Origin of the sequence: Neptuniibacter sp. QD57_21 (assembly GCF_047778075.1) — a bacterium.
In the GTDB taxonomy this organism is placed as follows: Bacteria; Pseudomonadota; Gammaproteobacteria; order Pseudomonadales; family Balneatricaceae; genus Neptuniibacter.
Genome location: NZ_CP180549.1, coordinates 3714875 through 3735530 on the forward strand (window position 1 = coordinate 3714875; position 20656 = coordinate 3735530).

A 20656-nucleotide genomic window follows, 5' to 3' on the forward strand; every position below is an offset into this window, starting at 1 on the left:
GCATTGAGCCAATATCCTTTAACTAACTATCTATTAATTGCATCTGATTAACAATCACACAGAGCTCTGCATAGAGCACAAACAGAACTTAAATAGCTTTTTTGCCTCTAGGCGAAGCCGTCCTCTAGCGAAGCGTCCTTCTTTTCCTCTAGCCGCGCAGCGGCGTCCTAAAAATAAAAAAGCAGCCAATGGCTGCTTTTTCCCGTTTTTACCCTGCCTCTTACCGCACTACTTCCCCAACATCCCATTCAGTTCAGGAATACAGGAGCCACAGTTCGTACCGCACTTCAACTTGTTTCCTAGCGCATCGAGTGAGTTACAGCCCTGTTGGATAGCATCTTCGATGGCGTGGCTACCTACTTGGTAACAACTACAGATAATCTCACCCGGATCTTCCAGTTCGCAGCCGGTTACGCTGAGTAGGAAGCGGCGTTGATCCATATTCACTTCGGTTTCGGCAAAGAGTTGCTCCAACCATAGTGTTGAAGGGATCTGACCGTAAGGCATACGGAAGAAGGCCCATTCAAGCTGCTCGCCATTGAGACCCGCTGCGCGGAAGCTATTTTGGTTGGCATCTTCCAACCAGATATCGATTTCACCAAACTGTTCCTGACACCAGCTGCGCATATCTTCGATTTTGTTGCTATCTGCCAGATAGTAGAGCGATGCACTCTCTTTGGGCACGCGAGACCAGTATTCAACCGGTAGCGCATCATCTAGGGGCTTGCGAGTAATTAACCAGCCTTCCCAAGCAGGGTTATACGGCTCGACATTTACTACCGCGTGTTTACCTTCTGGCTGACCCGAGAACGGATCGACCGCCGGTTGAACAAGAGCACCCATACGCGCCTTGGCACTGAACTGTTTGTTCCAGTGCATAGGTACAAAGATTTCGCCACGGCGCTGATCGGTATCGACGATACGGGCACGGCCTATATATTCAGCCTGTATGTTTTTAAGTTTAACGAGCTCGGATTCTTTGATTTTCAGCTTTTCCGCGTCCTCTCTGTTGAGCTCAACAAAAGGTTCTTCGCGGTGTTGAAAAAGGCGGCTGGTACGCCCTGTATGGGTCATGGTGTGCCACTGGTCACGAATACGGCCAGTATTCATAACAAAAGGCATTTCGTCGCAAGGCTGCTGTAGCGGGTCGTGTGGATCGACCGTAATAAACTGTGCCTTACCCGATGGCGTAAAGAACTTACCGTCGGCAAATAGTCGCGCGGTGCCATAAGGCGCAGCATCGGTTACCGGCCACTGTTGTGGTTTCAGGGCATCGTAGCTTTTCAGATCCAGATCTTGCAGTTGGCTGATATCAAAAGCACGGCTGCCGTTGTTTTCAAAACCCGATAACTCAGCATGCTCTTTAAAGATCTCGTATGGGTGGTCGTAGTTGAAGGCCTGCTCATAGCCCATACGTTTTGCGACTTCGCTGATAATCCACCAGTCCGGTTTAGCTTCGCCTGATGGCGGCAGTAAGCTGCGCTGACGGGAGATACGACGCTCGGAGTTAGTTACAGTACCGTTTTTCTCACTCCAGCCCGTCGCTGGTAAACATACATTCGCAAGGGCAACCGTATCTGTATGCGCCATACAATCAGATACAACCACCAGCGGACATTGTTTCAGGCTACGCACCACTTGATCGGCATTTGGCAGACTTACCGCAGGGTTGGTACCCATAATCCAGATCGCTTTTACTTTGCCCTGTTCAATCGCTTCGAACAGATCCACCGCTTTATAACCGGCGCTGGTCGCAACATTATCGCTACCCCAGAAACGTCCTACACGGTCGACCGATTCGGGCGAGTTTAGCTCCATATGTGCTGCAAGCTGGTTTGCTAAGCCTCCTACTTCACGGCCGCCCATTGCGTTTGGCTGCCCAGTAATAGAGAACGGTCCTGCGCCCTCCTTACCTAGGCGGCCCGTCGCAAGGTGACAGTTAATAATGGCATTGGAGTTGTCGGTTCCGCTGGCGGACTGGTTCACCCCTTGCGAGTAGAAAGTCACAATTTTTTCAGTTTCGGCGTACCACTCAAAGAAGGTGCGCAATTGCATGATAGGTAGATCGCAAGCTTTAGCCACGCTATCAACATCTGGGAAGGTAAGCTCGGCATTAGCACGGGCATCAGCGAAGCCTTCAGTGAAGTTGGCGATATATTCGTAATCAAGATGATCATGACGCGCTAAGTAAGAAAGCAAACCAGTAAACAGAGAGCTGTCAGTTTCGGCTTTGAGCTGAATATGCAGATCGGCGATATCACAAGTCGCTGTGCGACGTGGGTCTACCACTACAATTTTCAGATTAGGATTCTTAGCTTTGGCTGCTTTCATACGCTGGAACAGAATTGGATGGTTCCACGCAGCATTTGAACCGGTGATGATGATCAGCTCGGCAAGTTCTAGATCTTCATAGCAGCAAGGAACAGCATCGGCACCAAAAGCGCGCTTATAACCTGCTACGGCTGATGACATACAAAGGCGCGAGTTGGTATCGACATTGGCCGTACCGACAAAGCCTTTCATCAGTTTGTTGGCAATATAGTAATCTTCGGTAAGGAGCTGCCCGGATAGATAAAAGGCCACAGAATCGGGCCCATGCTCCATAATAGTGCGCTTAAAACCTTCCGCGACTGTTTCAAGAGCACTGTCCCACTCAACAATTTCGCCATCGACGACTGGGTTGAGTAAGCGCCCTTCGGCCCCTAATACCTCGTTTAAAGAGGAGCCTTTTACGCATAATCGGCCAAAATTAGCGGGGTGTTCTTCGTTACCCTTTACTGCAACTACGCAATCGTCAGCAATTTCGGCCTTTACCCCGCAGCCCACGCCGCAGTAAGGACAGGTCGTTGTCGTTTGCATCTTTACCTCCAATAAAACTATCCAAGAGCAACGTAAGTATTTGGCTTACTGGTCAGTTTTTTGGAATGCAGGCGCCTGCATACCCTAAACTGAAGAAAGAGTAAGCACGCACCGTTGCGCATCAAAATGTATTGCTCCTAGTACAGCAAAGCGCGTGCCATAAAGCGCTCGAATAACCATGGAACAAATATTGCTTTATGACAGGCTATCCAATTCCGGAACTGGATTAATGAGTAAAGTAAACTGTTTAAACGTGCTGTTGATCGATGACGAGCCTATTCGTGTGAATGCGCTTGAGAAGGCGTTAAATACGCTGGGGCACCATGTTGTCTGTCATCTACCTAACACCACTGATCTAAATAAGCATGTCGAGGAGAACCACCCCGACATAGTCATTATAGATATGGATTCACCCAACCGTGACACGTTGGAAAGTATGGCGACGATGAGCCAGAACAATCCACGCCCTATCGTCTTCTTTGCGGAACAACAGAACGACCGCAGGACGATGGCCGAAGCAATCAACGCCGGTGTCAGCGCTTATATAGCCGACGGCCTACAACCAGACCGCGTAAAAGCGATTATGGATACGGCGATTGCTCATTTCGATGCTCACAGTTTATTACGTGAAGAGTTGGAGAAAACCAGAAACCAACTGGCAGAGCGCAAAACCATAGAGAAAGCCAAAGGCATGTTGATGAAGCATCAAGGCTGCGATGAAGAACAGGCATATCAAACCCTGCGCAAGCTTGCGATGGACCGAGGCCAGAAAATTCCCGATGTGGCACGAAATGTGATTGAAGTTTTACAACTGGCGAACGGCCTGAGTAAGTAAAAGAGATAGGAGCTGATATGTCAGATGCACTGACACTAGAAAAAACTGACCTGAAACTAGGTTTTGTGGCACTGCTCGATTGTACCCCTTTGGTTGTTGCGCGCGAGAAAGGCTTTTTTAAGAAACATGGTTTGAATGTCATCCTGAGTAAAGAGTCCTCATGGGCCTCTATTCGCGACAAAGTAAGTTTTGGATTATTTGATGCAGCCCATATGCTGGCACCGATGCCGCTGGCTGCAACATTAGGCTTAAATGGTAACCCGACACCGATGATGACGGCGTTATCCCTAAGCCAGAACGGTACGGCGATCACCCTATCACAAGAACTTTATATGGCCCTGTCCAATAAGATCTCTGATTGGGACGATAGTGAACAGGTCGGCCAACAGTTTAAAGAGCTGATCCAACAAAGCGGACGCAAACCGGTTATCGCAACTGTTTACCCCTACTCAAACCATCACTACCAACTACGCTTCTGGTTAAACCAGAACAACATCAATACCGAAGAGGATGTTCAGCTGGTCGCAGTACCACCGACCAAAATGCTCGATAACCTTTCCACCGGTTTGATCGATGGTTACTGCGTAGGTGAACCTTGGAATAGCTTAGCTTTAGTGCAACAGATTGGTGGTCTTGTGAGTACCGGCCATAAGATTTGGGGCTCTCACATGGAGAAAGTGCTGGGCGTCACGCAACAGTGGGCTGATCAACACCCAAATACCCACCGCGCTTTAATTAAAGCACTCCACGAAGCCTGCCTATGGGCAGAAGATCCAAACAATCAGGCTGAGATATTAAAACTACTCGCACTGCCACCTTATTTAGATCAAGCAGCGGAGCAACTATCTAAGTTCACTCCACCTTATTCGATGGAGCAGCATTTCTCCGGTGAGAATGTGAACTGCCCAGATCCTGATCATGGGCTTTTCCTAATCGATCAGATGCGTAAGTGTGGCCAGATCGGCGAGCAGGAATTTGATCAAGATGAGATCGTTCACAATGTCTATCGCAAAGATCTATATCAAGACTGGATCGGCGCTTAAATCTAAATTAAAAAGCACTGGCTCAGTTCACAAGAACTGAGCTTTTTTCTCTACAAAGCTCCAAGACTAAAACACGCCCTTCTATTGAAAATCTTTATTCCATTTAAAGCCCCCTTTTAAACCTTTCGCCCCAAAATAAACTTCACTCGCCCCATTTTTGCCCTCGCACTTTTGCACCAACTTAATGAACCAAAGCCCCATTGTGCACCGCAACAAATCACAACAAAAATTCCCAAAAACAAACAAAACAAGCATAACCTGTTGTTTTTAATGCATTTTAAAAACTCTGGCACAGCACCTGCTCTATTAGATAGCAAATGAGGACACCAATGGCGGTGCACTCAAATAGTTAGAAACGACCCAGAAGGTCACAAAATTTGAAACTAGGCAAAGGCGCCTCGGCTGATCACATTGATGTGATCATGTTCGGCGCCTTTTTGTTTTTAAGATTGGGAGAACGATCCATGCTTAAGAAGAAAAAGGCTCTACTAAGTAAAGTTATCAGCGGTGCAGTTTTAGCTGCATCATTAATTACCGTCCCTGCATGGGCAGCAATTGGTGAGCCTGAAAAAGAAGATCTGAAGTTTGGTTTTATCAAACTGACAGATATGGCTCCTCTAGCGGTTGCATACGAAAAAGGCTTCTTTGAAGATGAAGGCCTCTACGTAACGCTAGAAGCGCAGGCAAACTGGAAAGTTCTTCTCGACCGTGTCATTGACGGTCAGCTAGATGGCGCGCACATGCTTGCAGGTCAGCCGTTAGGTGCCACTATCGGTTTCGGTACGCAGTCTCACATCATCACTGCATTCTCTATGGACCTTAACGGTAACGCGATCACTGTATCTAACGATATCTGGGATCAGATGAAAGAGTATGTGCCTAAACAAGCTGATGGCAAACCAGTACACCCGATCAAAGCCGATGCGCTAAAACCTGTTGTTGAGAAATATAAAGACGAAGGTAAGCCATTTAACATGGGTATGGTATTCCCAGTATCTACCCACAACTATGAGCTACGCTACTGGCTAGCAGCCGGTGGTATCCACCCAGGTTACTACGCACCACATAACGGTGATACGTCCGGTACGATCGATGCCGATGCCCTACTGTCTGTAACACCTCCACCACAAATGCCAGCAACAATGGAAGCAGGCACGATCTACGGTTACTGCGTAGGTGAACCATGGAACCAGCAGGCTGTATTTAAAGGTATTGGTGTACCTGTAGTCACTGACTACGAGATCTGGAAAAACAACCCAGAGAAAGTATTTGGTGTATCTAAAGCATGGGCTGACGAAAACCCGAATACTCACCTTCGCGTCGTTAAAGCGATGATTCGTGCAGCGAAATGGCTGGACGATAACAACAACGCTAACCGCCCAGAAGCAGTAAAAATCTTGTCTCAGCCTAACTATGTAGGTGCGGACTACGACGTTATTGCTAACTCAATGACAGGTACATTTGAGTACGAAAAAGGTGATAAACGTGAAGTGCCAGACTTCAACGTATTCTTCCGTTACAACGCGACTTACCCGTACTACTCCGATGCGATCTGGTACCTAACTCAGATGCGTCGTTGGGGTCAGATCTCTGAACCTAAGTCTGACCAGTGGTTCATGGATATCGCGAAGAAAGTTTACCGTCCTGATATCTACGCAACAGCAGCTAAAGAGTTGATCGAAGAAGGCAAGATGACACCGGACATGTTCCCAGACTTCAACACTGAAGATGGTTTCCGTGCTCCGCAGACTCACTTTATCGACAACATCACTTACGACGGTAAGAAACCAAACGACTACCTGAAGAAGTTCAACATTGGTCTGAAACCAGAACAGAAAATCTAATCTGACTGGTTAAGCATATTCCTCCCCCTCAGTTTTGGGGGAGGAATTCAGGTCAACGAGGGAGTAGCAAGTTATGAGTAATACATCCGCACTATCAGGCATCAGTGCCTTTTTTGAAAACCCGAAAGACAATCTACAGAAGTTCAGCAAAACTCTTCTGGTACCTCTGGTTGGTCTACTAATTTTCCTTTTCGTGTGGGAGATCGGCGCGAAAAGCATTAATACATCCTTGGGTGCGTTTCCTGGCCCTATGGCAGTGTATGAACAAACCATCAATCTGGTAAAGGATCACCAGAATGAACGTAATAAAGAGGCTGCTTTCTACGAACGCCAAGAGAAACGTAACGCTAAGAAGCTAGAAAAAGATCCGAACGCTAAAGTAAAAATCCGTCCTTACACAGGCAACCCGACGTTCTTTGATCAGATCGGCACGAGCCTAGTAACAGTATTGTCAGGCTTTATTCTGGCATCCCTGATCGCTATCCCTGCGGGTATCGTGATCGGCTTAAACAATACTCTTTACTCTGCACTGAACCCGTTGATTCAGTTGTTTAAACCGGTATCACCACTGGCATGGTTGCCACTGGTTACTATGGTTGTCAGTGCGGTTTATGTCAGCAAGGACCCAATGTTTGCTAAGTCCTTTGTGACATCTCTAATCACTGTATCTCTATGTAGTTTGTGGCCAACACTGCTTAACACAGCGGTAGGTGTATCTAGCATCAGTAAAGATCTGCAGAACGTATCTCAGGTACTACGTCTGAGCTGGTTCGCACATGTCAGCAAAATTGTACTGCCATCCTCTATCCCGATGATCTTCACAGGTTTGCGTCTATCGCTGGGTATCGCGTGGATGGTGTTGATCGCCGCAGAGATGCTGGCGCAAAACCCGGGTCTAGGTAAGTTCGTATGGGATGAGTTCCAGAACGGTAGCTCCAGCTCCCTAGGCCGCATCATGGTAGCCGTGCTTGTGATTGGTCTAATCGGCTTCATGCTAGACCGCGTTATGTTGTTCCTACAGAAGAAAGTGTCTTGGGATAAGACTGCGGTACTTAGATAAATAAGGCGTTTAAAGCAAAAGTTACATAGGACGTTAACAGAATTTAAAGCCAGAGAGGCGAAGCCTCTCAGTAGGAGAATTATCATGACTCAGCCTCCAAAGCATTTAGAATTAACAAAAGTAGATATTGATTTCCCAACCCCTAACGGCCCATTTAAAGCGCTACAAGATGTGAATCTAACCATTAATAAAGGTGAGTTTGTCTCGCTAATCGGTCACTCCGGTTGTGGTAAATCGACCGTATTGAATATCGTTGCAGGCCTTTATCAAGCGACTAAAGGTGGCTGTCTGCTTGATGGTAAAGAGGTCAACGCACCGGGCCCTGAACGTGCAGTAGTTTTCCAAAACCACTCCCTATTACCTTGGTTAAGCGCTTACGAAAACGTGGAGCTAGCCGTGAAACAGGTTTTCGGTAAGCAGAAATCAAAAGCAGAGATGCGCGAGTGGATCAAGCACAACCTATCGCTCGTACACATGGATCACGCGATGGACAAACGCCCTGATGAGATCTCCGGTGGTATGAAGCAGCGTGTCGGTATCGCCCGTGCACTGGCAATGGAGCCGACCGTAATGCTGATGGATGAGCCATTTGGCGCATTGGATGCCCTAACCCGTGCTCACCTGCAGGACTCTCTGATGGAGATCCAAAAAGATCTCAACAACACCGTGATCATGATTACCCACGATGTTGATGAAGCAGTACTGCTATCTGACCGTATTGTGATGATGACCAATGGCCCAGCTGCGACTGTCGGCGAGATTCTAGATATCGACCTGCCGCGTCCACGTGACCGTATCGCATTGGCGGATGACCCACAGTACAACCACTATCGTCATGAAGTGCTGACCTTCCTATATGAGAAGCAGCGCAAACCTGACAGTGCTGAAACCTCACCTAAAAAGGATGAAAAGCAAGATCTGGCACAGGATCTGCAAGAAGATAAACCAGAAAGTGAGGAAAAAGCTGCTTAAGCCCTGAAACCCTACATTTCAACGGTGAATTATAGGATTTGGTCAGACTAAAGCAGTGCATAGCTAAGAAAGCGCACCAACAAAGCGCACCTTATTAGCTAGTCTGAATGCTCCAACGATGGGGCGAAAATCCTCGCATAGAATCGAACAAAGGCGTTCATACCTCTCTCCCTAACCTACCACCCAAGGTTAAGGACAGGGGTCTGAACGCCTTTTTTATTGCTTTTAAAACCTTACGAGGCCCCTATTATGAATGACTCTGGAAAGCTAAATATTTTTGCTTTCAGCGGCAAAATGAAGATTTTGCACATGAGCTGGATGGCATTCTTTATTACGTTTTTTGTCTGGTTCAACCATGCTCCGCTACTGGGTGCAATTGCCCAATCACTGAGCCTAACACCAGCTGAAGTAAAAACACTCCTTATTCTTAACGTTGCGCTAACCATTCCTGCGCGCATCATCATCGGTATGCTGACCGATAAATACGGCCCTCGTATCACTTACGCTGCGCTACTGTTTATCGCCAGTATTCCGTGTTTCCTTTTTGCCCTATCCACTGACTTTGCTCAGGCAGCGATTTCACGTTTCCTACTAGGCTTTATCGGTGCGGGCTTCGTAATCGGTATCCGTATGGTCAGTGAGTGGTTCCCTGCAAATGAGCTGGGCACTGCAGAAGGTATCTACGGCGGCTGGGGTAACTTCGGTTCTGCTGCAGGCGCAATGTTGCTACCAACGCTGGCATTGATGTTTGGCGGTGAAGACGGCTGGCGCTATGCTGTTGGCCTAACAGGCCTAATGAGCCTTGGCTTCAGCTTTATCTGGTACAAAAACGTATCTGATACGCCAAAAGGTTCTACTTACTTCAAGCCGAAGAAAATTGGTGGCATGGAAGTAACCAGCAAAGGTGACTTCGTCTTCATGCTAATCATGAAGCTGCCAATGTACGCTGCACTTTCTCTGCTAACGTGGAAGCTTTCTCCAGCAGGCGTATCAATCCTTTCTGATATGGCTGCCGTTGTAATCTACGTGAGCTTAGGTGCGATCCTTGTGTACGATTGCGTAAGTGCCTACAACGTTAACAAAGAGATCTTTGAGAAGCCGGTTCCTGAAGTTGAGCAGTACAAATTCAAACAGGTTGCGGTACTAAACGTTCTTTACTTCGCGACGTTCGGTTCTGAACTAGCGGTTGTGTCTATGCTGCCACTGTTCTTCTCTGAAGTATTCGAACTAGATATGGTTTATGCAGGTCTTCTAGCCTCTGCTTACGCTTTCATGAACTTAATGTCCCGCCCAGGTGGTGGTTGGATCAGTGACCGTTTTGGTCGTAAGAAAACACTATTGATCCTAACAGCGGGTTTGGCTGCAGGTTATGCAACTATGTCTATGATTGATAGCACATGGCCACTATTCCTAGCCGTTGCTGCTGCGATGGCATGCTCTTTCTTTGTACAGGCGGGTGAAGGTGCTGTATTCGCAGTTGTACCACTGATCAAGCGTCGTCTAACAGGTCAGATTGCAGGTATGACGGGGGCTTACGGTAACGTAGGTGCAGTGTTCTATCTAACTGTGCTATCCATGGTTGATTACTCTACTTTCTTCACCGTGATCGCAGTAACTGCTGTACTTGGTTTCTTGGCACTACTACTGCTAGAAGAGCCAAAAGGTCACATGGCGGAAGTAAATGAAGACGGTACAGTGGAACTAATTAAAGTTTCATAAACTGTACTCTTTATTGCCCATAGAAAAGGCAAGCGACTTAAATAAAAGAGCTCGTAGCAATTTTGCCTTTAAGAGAGAGGCAAAACTTACGCAGCCCAATCTGATTGGGCTGCTTTTCTGATTCTGCGATAGGCATGAATATGAGTAATAAAACGTTATCTATACGCTTTGGCGGTAAATCAATTGCGGGGATAAAACCCGTCAATCAGGATGCGTTTGCGGCTCATATTCCAGACAATGCAGATCGGGAGTTTAAAGGGGCTGCGGCAGTTATCGCCGATGGTGTCAGTAGCTGCGCAGATTCCCATATTGCCAGCCAAACCAGTGTCACCAGTTTTATGCAGGACTATTTCAGTACACCCCACAGTTGGAGTGTACGAAACTCTGTATCCCGCGTAATGACCGCCTTAAACCGCTGGTTACACAAAGAGAATAACCTTAGTCATCGCGAGCAGGACAATATGCTTTGTACCTTCTCTGCCTTGGTAATTAAGTCCAACACCCTACACATGTTCCATGTGGGAGATTCACGCATCTATCACTTCCAGCAAGGAGAGCTGGAACAGTTGAGCCAGGATCATGTGCGAAAATCGGGTGGGCATAGCTACTTAGCTAGGGCTTTAGGGGGCGACCGCCATTTAGAAGTCGATTATTCCACTCGACCACTTAATGATGGTGACCTCTTGCTGATGACCACCGATGGGGTGCACGACTTTTTAACCCGCGCCGAGATGAAAAAGATTCTCGCGAATGCTTTTTCTGATCCCGAAAAAGCCGCGGATACACTGATTAGCAGTGCTTTAGCTAAAGGCAGTGACGATAACCTCACAGCGCTGATCGTCTGTGTCGATGAACTGCCCGTAAAATCGCTGGAAGAGAGTCACCAACAACTGACTCAATTGCCTATTCCTCCAGTGATGAAAGTTGGCAATCAGATCGATGGCTATGAAGTACTCGACCTGATTTTTAGTGGGACTCGCAGTCATATGTATCTGGTGAAAGACAGAGAAACTCACCAGCAATACGTACTCAAAGCGCCATCGACTAATTTCTCCGATGATTCCTTATACCTGGATGGCTTTATCCGCGAAGAGTGGGTGGGGCAACGGATCGATCATCACCATGTGATGAAAACCTATCCGTGCCGACAGCAAAAGCTGTTTCTCTATTATGTCGGTGAGCACATTCAGGGGATGAACCTGCGCGAGTGGATGAACGACAATCCTAATCCGCCGTTAGATGAGGTGCGCAAACTCGCTAAGCAGATCATTCAAGGGCTAAGAGCGTTCCAACGCGCGGATATGGTACATCAGGATCTGAAACCCGAAAACATCATGATCAATCAGGATGGACGAGTAAAAATTATCGACTTCGGTACCGCGAAAATAGCCGGTATCGAGGAGATGAGCTCACCACTGGATAAAGCGATTCCGCAAGGTTCGGTGAATTACATCGCACCTGAGTATCTGATGGGAGAATCCGGCAGTTTTAAATCAGATCTATTCTCTTTTGCTGTCATTATTTATGAGATGATCACCGGGAAGCTGCCCTATAAAGAGATGTCCTCCTCTTCGGCAGAGATCAATAATTACGCAGAGCTGGAATATATTCCGGCTCTGCACCATCGCAAAGATCTACCGCTTTGGGTCGAAGGCTGCTTACGTACAGCGCTGCAACCTAATCCGCGTTTCCGTTATGACGCGTTCTCTGAGTTTGAAAAAGATTTCACCCGTCCGAACCATGCACTGGAAGCCAAGATTCAACACCAGCCGTTATTGGAGAAAAACCCTGTATTGGTTTGGAAGCTACTAGCCGGAGTGTTGTTGATCTCCAATTTGGTTCTATTAAGCCTGCTGGAATGATCCACGCCCTATTGCAGTGCACCATAACAGGTCACAGCAACAGTTTTGTGCTTCAAATTCAAACTCTTATAGTTAACATTAAACGTCCCAAAAACATTAACTATATGTTTTATAAGGATTTTATTTAAATTGGCACACCCCCTGCTATATCTACTGCGTAACAAAGATCTGTTGGGGTGATAATTCTGCAGTATTAGTTACAAAAATCGGGCTAAGAGAACAAAGGCGTTCTCCATCAGCACTTTCCTGAAGTGCTGAATGGATAACGCCTTTTTTTATTTTTTGACGTTGGGTTTGAGATGAAAAAACGACTAATCATTATTGGCAACGGCATGGCAACAGGCCGACTACTGCAATGCCTGAGCGAATCGGCGGCAGGCCAGTTTGATATTACTGTTTTTGGTGAAGAACCCGGCGGCAGCTATAACCGCGTTTTGTTATCTCACCTACTAAGCGGTGAAGCGCCACTGGAAAATATTATTACGCTGACACAGGAGTGGTATGCGGAACAGGGGATCCAGTTACACAGTGGCGATCCAGTAGAAGTTATTGATCGTGAGAACAAAAAAGTTATTAGCCAATCAGGCATCGAAGTTGAGTATGACCAGTTGGTGATGGCTACAGGCTCTTACCCGACTCGCATACCTCTTCCGGGCCTAGATCTAGATGGTGTGATGAATTTCCGCACCCTGAAAGATGTAGATCGCATGAAAGAGATGGCGAAAAGCCATAAGCATGCGGTTGTGATCGGCGGTGGTTTCTTAGGTCTAGAAGCTGCAGAAGGTCTTCGAGTTTTGGGTATGGATGTCACTGTACTGCAACGTGCACCTTACCTACTAAACAACCAGTTAGATAGCACAGCGGCCGCGATGCTATTGAACTCTCTGGAAGAGCGCGGCCTTAAATTCCGCCTAGATGCGATTACCGATGCCATCGTTGGCGACGGACATGTGCAAGCAGTTCATATGTCTGACGGCGAGAAACTAAAAGCTGATCTGGTTATTACTGCGATCGGCGTAACGCCTAACAAAGCACTCGCTGAACAGAGCGGCTTAGCCTGTGAGCGTGGCATCTGTGTCAATAACCAGATGCGCACCAGTGATAGCGACATCTTTGCACTGGGTGAGTGCTGCCAGTTTGATCAATTTACTTACGGTCTGGTCGCACCGATTTGGCAACAAGCCGAAATTCTGACCGCAACCCTATTAGAGCAGTCAGCGCAGTATGTTGAAGAAGCGGTTGCTACTCAGCTGAAAATCAGCGGAGTAGAGCTGTTCTCCTGCGGTGACTTAAGCGACGACGAAGACACTGAAACCTTGGTTTATCACGATCTTAAGCTGAACCACTATCGCAAGCTTTGGTTACAAGACAATCGCCTGAAAGGTGCCGTTTTGTATGGCGATGTACGTGAAGGCCAATGGTATTTCGACCAATTAAAGAACAACACAGATTTGAGCGCCTGCAGATCGCAGCTGCTATTTGGCAGCCCTCTTTGCGACGAGGTTATCGAAGAACAAAATATAGGTAATTCCGCTATGACAAGCAGCCCTAAAAAACAGTTAGTCGTTATTGGTAACGGCATGGTAGGACACCACTTTGTCGAAAACTTTGTAACGGGAGAGAGCGCGAATGAATATGACGTTCACATCCTGGCTGAAGAAGATCGCGCAGCGTATGACCGTGTCCATCTTTCTGAATATTTCGGCGGTTCCACGTATCAGGATCTGTGTCTGGTAGAAGATAACTTTTATGAAACTCATAGCGTAAACCTTCACTTGAGCGAAGGTGCAACGCAGATCGATCGCGATGCAAAGCAGGTCATCACAGAACAAGGTACATATCCCTACGACACCTTGGTCTTGGCGACCGGATCTTACCCATTTGTCCCTCCAATTCCGGGTAATGATGGTGATGCCTGCTTTGTTTATCGCACCTTGGAAGATCTAGATAAGATCCAAGCGTGTGCAGAGTCTGCCAAAGTTGGTGTTGTAGTTGGTGGTGGTCTATTGGGCCTAGAAGCAGCAAATGCTTTGAAATCCCTAGGCCTTAAAGCTCACGTAGTTGAATTTGCACCACGCCTAATGCCGGTTCAGTTAGATGAAGATGGCGGCGAGCTACTGAAAAACAAAATTGAAGATCTGGATGTAGATGTTCACTGCAACAAAGCGACAACTGAGATCGTTGCCGGTGAAGAACACACCTACCGCATGAACTTCAGCGACGGTACACACCTTGAAACAGACCTGATCCTGTTCTCTGCGGGTATCCGTCCACAAGATACGCTAGCACGTTCAAGCGACCTAGAGATTGGCGAACGTGGCGGTATCATGGTTAACGATCAGTGCCGTACTTCTGATGAAAACATCTACGCGATTGGTGAATGTGCGCTGTGGAACAACCAGATCTTTGGTTTGGTAGCACCGGGTTACACTATGGCTAAAACAGCTGTAGCTGCGATTGCCGGCGATGACAGTGCCTTTACCGGTGCTGATATGAGTACCAAACTGAAGCTTCTAGGTGTTGATGTAGGCTCTATCGGTGATGCTCACGGTCAGACACCGGGCAGCATCAGCTATCGATACTCTGATGAAGACGAGCAGGTTTACTACCGTATCGTTGTCTCTGAAGATCGCACTAAACTTCTAGGTGCAGTACTTGTTGGCGATAACAGCAAATATGACACTTTGCTACAATATGCGCTTAACGGTATCGATCTACCAGAAAAACCACAAAGTCTAATCCTGCCATCATTGGATGGTTCGGCTGCACCGGCACTAGGTCCAGATGCCCTACCGGACGAAGCAACGATCTGTTCTTGCCTAAACGTAACTAAAGGTCAGATCTGCTGCTCTATCGATGAAGGCGCTACCTCTGTTGCAGACGTAAAAGATGCCACTAAAGCCGCTTCAGGTTGTGGTGGTTGTGCAGCAATGCTGAAGAGCGTTGTGGATTGCGAATTAGAAAAACGCGGTGTTGAAGTAAATACCGATCTTTGCGAGCACTTTGCATACACCCGTGAAGAGCTTTATCACATCATCCGTGTTGAAGGCATCCGCTCTTTCTCTGAACTACTAGAGAAACACGGTAAGGGCCTAGGTTGTGAGATCTGTAAGCCAACTGCAGGTTCTATTTTGGCGTCTTGCTGGAATGAGCACATCATGGAAGAGCCATTGGTATCTCTACAGGATACAAACGATACCTTTATGGCGAACATGCAGAAGAACGGTACTTACTCCATCGTTCCTCGTGTTGCCGGCGGTGAGATCACACCAGACAAACTGATCGTGTTAGGTCAGGTTGCTAAGAAATATAACCTTTACACCAAAATCACCGGTGGTCAGCGTGTCGACCTATTCGGCGCTCAGCTACACGAACTACCGTTGATCTGGAAAGAACTCGTCGATGCTGGTTTCGAAACAGGTCACGCCTACGGTAAGTCCCTACGTACTGTGAAATCTTGTGTAGGTAGCACCTGGTGCCGCTACGGTGTCAATGACAGTGCTGGCATGGCGATCAAACTTGAGAATCGCTACAAAGGTCTGCGCTCACCTCACAAAATCAAATTTGCTGTTTCTGGCTGTACGCGTGAATGTGCTGAAGCGCAGAGTAAAGATATAGGTGTAATCGCGACTGAAAACGGTTGGAACCTCTATGTTTGCGGTAACGGTGGTATGAAACCTCGTCACGCCGATCTATTTGCGACCGACCTAGATGACGACACACTGATTCGTTACATCGACCGTGTCCTTATGTTCTACGTGAAAACAGCAGACCGTCTACAGCGTACGTCGGTTTGGATGGATAACTTAGAAGGTGGTCTAGATTACCTTCGCGAAGTGGTAATCGATGACAAACTAGAGATTGCCGCTGAACTCGAATCACAAATGAGCCATGTAGTAGAGACCTATCAGTGTGAGTGGAAGTCGACACTAGAAGACGAAGAGAAACTAAAACGTTTCCGTACTTTCGTGAACACTGAAAAACAGGCTGATCCGCAGATCGTTCATATCATGGAACGTGATCAGATCCGTCCGGCATAACTAGCGATTAGGAGATATTTATCATGACGACTATTGATAGCAACGCTGAATGGATCGATCTGTGCAGCAAAAACGACCTTATCCCTCATTCTGGCGTAGCCGCTATGCATGAGGGCCAACAGATCGCACTGTTCTATATCCCAGAGTATGAGAACGAGATCTTTGCCGTAGGTAACAACGACCCATTTAGCGGTTCTAACGTACTATCGCGCGGTTTAATCGGCGATCTTCAAGGCGAGCCGATGGTGGCATCGCCTTTATACAAACAACACTTTTCACTTAGCTCAGGTGCCTGCATCGAAGAACCCGATGTCAGCGTACCTGTGTGGCCTGCTCGCTTTGTCGATGATCAGGTTCAAATCATGCTGTAATAACCGGTAGCTATATATATAAGATGGAACGGTTGCACAGGGAAGTCAGTTTTTCCTCTCTACAGAGGAGAAAGCAAGAGGGTAACCGCTCTCATCGCGAGTTAAGATTAACTCAGCGTTTCCAGCGACCAGCTGGAGAGGTAGAATGGCCGAAACCTTGTTAAGCAGAGCTTGATCATGGCTTCACCGAGCACCTCAACACCGATTTCGACCAAAGAAAAACTGATTGGTTATAGCCGCCTTATGCGCGTAGACAAGCCAATCGGGATCTATCTCCTGCTTTGGCCGGCCTATTGGGCACTTTGGATTGCTGCCGAAGGTGTTCCAAGCTATGACATCCTTATTATCTTTACCCTTGGGGTTTTCCTAACCCGCTCTGCCGGTTGTGTAATCAATGACTTTGCTGACCGTAAAATTGATGGTCATGTAAAACGTACCGCACAACGCCCTATTCCAGCAGGTATCGTGACCGCCAAAGAAGCCTTAGTGCTGTTTGCCGGATTGATGCTGATCGCGTTTATCGCCGTACTCTTTACCAATCTCACCACTATCCTGTTATCCGGTGGCGGCCTCTTACTCGCAGCTTGCTATCCGTTTATGAAGCGCTACACCCATCTACCGCAGGTGGTGCTAGGCGCTGCATTTGCGTGGTCGGTTCCTATGGCCTTTACCGCTGTAAATGAAACCGTCCCTTCCTACGCGTGGCTGATCTATATAGCTACGCTGCTGTGGACTGTAGCCTACGACACTATGTATGCCATGGTGGATCGCGATGACGACCTTAAGATCGGGGTGAAATCCACCGCTATTCTGTTTGGCGATGCTGATAAAGTGATTATTGGTGTGCTTCAGGCTTCTACCCTACTTACATTTGTACTACTGGGAATGAAGTTACAACTGGGCTGGATCTACTATGTGGGTCTTGCTGTGGCAGGCGGACTATTTGTTTATCAGCAACTATTGATTAGAGATCGCGAGCGCGATGCCTGTTTTAAGGCTTTCTTGAACAATCATTACGCGGGTTTAGCGATTTTTATTGGCCTTGCAGGCCATTATGCAGCCTTAGATTTACTGTAAAACACCTTAAAATCAGCTACTTTTTAACTGTTTATGGCGAATTGTTACCGCTTGTCATATTTGTGTAACACTATTGTCTTCTAATATTGGCGTCGATAAATTGAGTTGAAAAGGGCAATTACGCATGTCTCTATCCAAACGCGTCCTGATTGTTGATGATGAGGCGCCAATTCGCGAAATGATCGCTGTTGCGCTAGAAATGGCTGGCTACGACTGCTTTGAAGCAAGCAATGCCACAGAAGCACACGGCCTGATCGTGGATGACAAGCCAGATATGGTCTTGTTGGACTGGATGATGCCAGGCATGAGTGGAATCGAATTTGCGCGCCGTCTGCGTAAAGATGAAACCACTGCCGATATCCCAATTATTATGCTCACGGCTAAAACCGATGAAGATAATAAAATTAAAGGCTTAGAAACCGGTGTAGACGACTACATCACTAAACCCTTTTCGCCACGCGAACTCGTAGCTCGTCTAAAGACTGTACTGCGCCGTACGACACCTAAAGGTATTGAAGAGCCTGTCACAGTGGACGGTCTAACCCTAGACCCTATTTCACATCGCGTAACGTCTGATCAAACACCAATTGAACTTGGCCCGACTGAATTTCGCCTACTGCAATTCTTTATGACACACCAAGATCGTGCATACTCTCGCGGCCAACTACTGGATATGGTGTGGGGTGGTAACGTCTACGTTGAAGAACGTACTGTTGATGTTCATATCCGTCGTTTACGAAAAGCACTTGGCGAGCGTCACGACTATCTGGTACAAACAGTCAGAGGAACGGGTTACCGCTTCTCTGCCGATGTAGCCTGATTAGTTAGCAAGGAAAAACCATGCACAAAAACCGCCACTCGATGTTTACCAGCTTATTGCTGGTGAGTGGATGCTCCTTTGCTTTGGGGCTATTAATTGGTTACCCAAGTTGGGCTTTAGCGTTAAGCCTGTTTGTATGGGCCGTTTTTCAGGCACGCCAATTCAACCGCTTGATGCAGTGGTTCCAATCCGAAGTGGAAGAGGAACCACCTGAGTGCACAGGTCACTGGGGTGAGCTTTTTGATGAGCTATCGCGCCTGCAACGTGGCCGCCAAAAACGTGAAGATCGCTTAAAAAGCATTATTTCGCGCTTTCAGGACTCAACGTCTGCCCTATCCGATGCCATTATTATCATCGATAGACACCACAACCTAGAGTGGTGGAATAAGTCTGCCATCCATCTGTTAGGACTTAATCAGGAATCGGACCGCGGTATGCCGGTCATGAACCTGCTGCGTGATCCACGCTTTGTACGCTATTACAAACGCGGTCAATACAACGACTCTATTACCCTGCCATCACCGGCACACAATGATATGCAGATCCAGTTTCATATCACACGCTTTGGTGATGAAGACCGCTTGCTCGTTGCTCGAGATGTCTCTCGATTAATACGACTGGAACAAACACGACAAGACTTCGTTGCTAACGCTTCTCACGAGCTGCGTACACCGCTTACAGTGATTAGAGGGTACTTGGAGACCTTCTTGGACCAAGCCCTGCCAAAACCGTTGCTGCGCGGTCTGAGTTCTATGCAAAACCAAGCGCGCCGAATGGAAAACTTAGTTTCAGACCTGTTGCTGCTATCGCGCTTAGAAGCCAGTAATCAAGCATCAGACGAACACCCGATCCAGATCCATAGTGTCCTAACTCATATTGTCGAAGATGCGGAGCAACTGGCGAAAACGCTGGATAAAGATCATCAGATCACACTCGATATCGACAACGCTTTTGACCTTAACGGCCAAGAGATTGAGCTGCACAGTGCCTTTTCAAACCTGGTATTTAACGCTGTGCGTTACACCCCGGCTAACGGCAAGATTGAAGTACGTTGGTGGACTGACGAGCAAGGCGGCCACTTCTCGGTAAAAGACACAGGTCCGGGCATTGAAGCGATGCATCTACCACGTCTAACCGAGCGTTTCTATCGAGTGGATGAGAGTCGTTCTTCTGCTAGCGGTGGTACCGGCCTTGGCTTAGCCATTGTGAAGCACGTACTGGCACGTCACGGTGGTCAGCTAACGATTAAGAGTAAGCTAGGGAAAGGCAGTACCTTTGCCTGTCACTTCCCAACAGAGATGATCGCACCGTCTCATGTGGAAGATGAACATTCCGCTTAAGCTTATTCGAAGAGATAAAACAAAACGGCCTGCTCAAAGCAGGCCGTTTATTTATTTACGATTCCAGACGCTTTTGGTCCAGATCGATCTCAGTTGTTGAGTGGGCCTCAACCCAGTAGATGGTTGCACCAACTACCGCAGCAGGCATAAGAATCAAGTTCAATAATGGCACCAGCATGCCAAGTTGAATCAAGCCACCAAAACCGATTGACGTTAGGCGATCAGACTTCAACATCAGCTTCATATTCTTGAAGCTAACTTTGTTGTTATCCATCGGATAGTCGCAGTACTGAATCGCCATCATCCAAGCACCAAACAAGATCCACAAGAAAGGCGATATCAGGTTGATCACCGGAATAAATGACAGCACCAACAGAAACAGAACGCGCGGTAGGTAATAGGCAAGCTTAGAAAGCTCGCGACCAATCGCTCTTGGAATTAGCGCGATCACCTCTTTCCAACCATCGTCAGTGACTATATCACCGCGTAAACGCTTCTCCACCTTTTCAGATAGGAAGCCATTAAACGGCGCAGCAATGATATTGGCGACTATAGAGAAGCCGTAATAAACAAAGACAATTACTAACAAGGCCATCACTGGCCATAAAACGTAGTGCAGGAACTGCAACCACTCCCAATCAGGTAGAAACGTTGCAATTAAGCTATCGACCCACGCACCAAAGTTACTAAACAATAACCAAATCGCGGTTACAAACAGCACAATATTGGTTAGTAGTGGGACAAGTACAAAGGGGCGAATCTCCGGGTCTGGCAACATCTGCAAGCCCCGTAAAACATAGCTTCCACCTCTTAC

General features: G+C 47.4%; 14 protein-coding genes and 1 pseudogene. 13 read left to right on the plus strand and 2 right to left on the minus strand.

Features of this window, described 5'->3' with window-relative positions; all coding sequences use genetic code 11:
* Positions 1 to 228 precede the first annotated feature (228 nt).
* Entirely contained in the window at positions 229 to 2859 is a 2631-nt protein-coding gene (locus ACMXYS_RS17100; RefSeq protein ID WP_415897200.1) for a molybdopterin-dependent oxidoreductase, read from the minus strand.
* Positions 2860 to 3088: 229 nt separating this feature from the next.
* Here ACMXYS_RS17100 and ACMXYS_RS17105 point away from each other — a divergent pair, with 229 nt between their 5' ends.
* The 13 genes and pseudogenes from ACMXYS_RS17105 (at position 3089) to phoR (ending at position 19842) form a co-directional block, all read left to right on the plus strand.
* Positions 3089 to 3694, plus strand: a complete 606-nt coding sequence (locus ACMXYS_RS17105; RefSeq protein WP_415882905.1) for an ANTAR domain-containing response regulator — start codon at positions 3089 to 3091, stop codon at positions 3692 to 3694.
* 17 nt (positions 3695 to 3711) lie between these two features.
* On the plus strand, positions 3712 to 4737 hold the full coding sequence (locus ACMXYS_RS17110; protein WP_415897201.1) for a CmpA/NrtA family ABC transporter substrate-binding protein: 1026 nt from the start codon (positions 3712 to 3714) through the stop codon (positions 4735 to 4737).
* 464 nt (positions 4738 to 5201) lie between these two features.
* Positions 5202 to 6581, plus strand: coding sequence for a CmpA/NrtA family ABC transporter substrate-binding protein (locus ACMXYS_RS17115; RefSeq protein ID WP_415886314.1), 1380 nt, complete (start codon positions 5202 to 5204; stop codon positions 6579 to 6581).
* Positions 6582 to 6654: 73 nt separating this feature from the next.
* Positions 6655 to 7641, plus strand: coding sequence for an ABC transporter permease (locus ACMXYS_RS17120; RefSeq protein ID WP_415897202.1), 987 nt, complete (start codon positions 6655 to 6657; stop codon positions 7639 to 7641).
* 84 nt (positions 7642 to 7725) lie between these two features.
* Positions 7726 to 8613 carry an ABC transporter ATP-binding protein gene (locus ACMXYS_RS17125; protein WP_415897203.1) on the plus strand — a complete coding sequence of 296 codons (888 nt, stop codon included), beginning with the start codon at positions 7726 to 7728 and terminating at the stop codon, positions 8611 to 8613.
* A 249-nt stretch (positions 8614 to 8862) separates the two neighbouring features.
* A complete protein-coding gene (locus tag ACMXYS_RS17130) occupies positions 8863 to 10332 on the plus strand; it encodes a NarK family nitrate/nitrite MFS transporter (RefSeq protein ID WP_415882910.1) in 1470 nt (489 codons plus the stop codon).
* Positions 10333 to 10472: 140 nt separating this feature from the next.
* A complete protein-coding gene (locus tag ACMXYS_RS17135; RefSeq protein ID WP_415897204.1) occupies positions 10473 to 12194 on the plus strand; it encodes a protein kinase domain-containing protein in 1722 nt (573 codons plus the stop codon).
* 332 nt (positions 12195 to 12526) lie between these two features.
* A pseudogene (locus tag ACMXYS_RS17140) lies at positions 12527 to 13579 on the plus strand (NAD(P)/FAD-dependent oxidoreductase); the annotation flags it as partial.
* Between the two features lie 150 nt (positions 13580 to 13729).
* Complete coding sequence (gene nirB / locus ACMXYS_RS17145; RefSeq protein ID WP_415884692.1) at positions 13730 to 16234, plus strand: nitrite reductase large subunit NirB; 2505 nt, start codon at positions 13730 to 13732, stop codon at positions 16232 to 16234.
* Between the two features lie 23 nt (positions 16235 to 16257).
* Positions 16258 to 16605 carry a nitrite reductase small subunit NirD gene (gene nirD / locus ACMXYS_RS17150; protein WP_415882912.1) on the plus strand — a complete coding sequence of 116 codons (348 nt, stop codon included), beginning with the start codon at positions 16258 to 16260 and terminating at the stop codon, positions 16603 to 16605.
* Positions 16606 to 16782: 177 nt separating this feature from the next.
* A complete protein-coding gene (gene ubiA, locus ACMXYS_RS17155; RefSeq protein ID WP_415897205.1) occupies positions 16783 to 17682 on the plus strand; it encodes a 4-hydroxybenzoate octaprenyltransferase in 900 nt (299 codons plus the stop codon).
* Between the two features lie 124 nt (positions 17683 to 17806).
* On the plus strand, positions 17807 to 18502 hold the full coding sequence (phoB, locus tag ACMXYS_RS17160) for a phosphate regulon transcriptional regulator PhoB (RefSeq protein WP_415882914.1): 696 nt from the start codon (positions 17807 to 17809) through the stop codon (positions 18500 to 18502).
* A gap of 20 nt (positions 18503 to 18522) precedes the next feature.
* Positions 18523 to 19842, plus strand: coding sequence for a phosphate regulon sensor histidine kinase PhoR (gene phoR / locus ACMXYS_RS17165; protein ID WP_415882915.1), 1320 nt, complete (start codon positions 18523 to 18525; stop codon positions 19840 to 19842).
* A 55-nt stretch (positions 19843 to 19897) separates the two neighbouring features.
* Here the strand turns inward: phoR and cysZ are convergent, their stop codons facing one another.
* Entirely contained in the window at positions 19898 to 20620 is a 723-nt protein-coding gene (gene cysZ, locus ACMXYS_RS17170; RefSeq protein WP_415882916.1) for a sulfate transporter CysZ, read from the minus strand.
* Positions 20621 to 20656 lie beyond the last annotated feature (36 nt).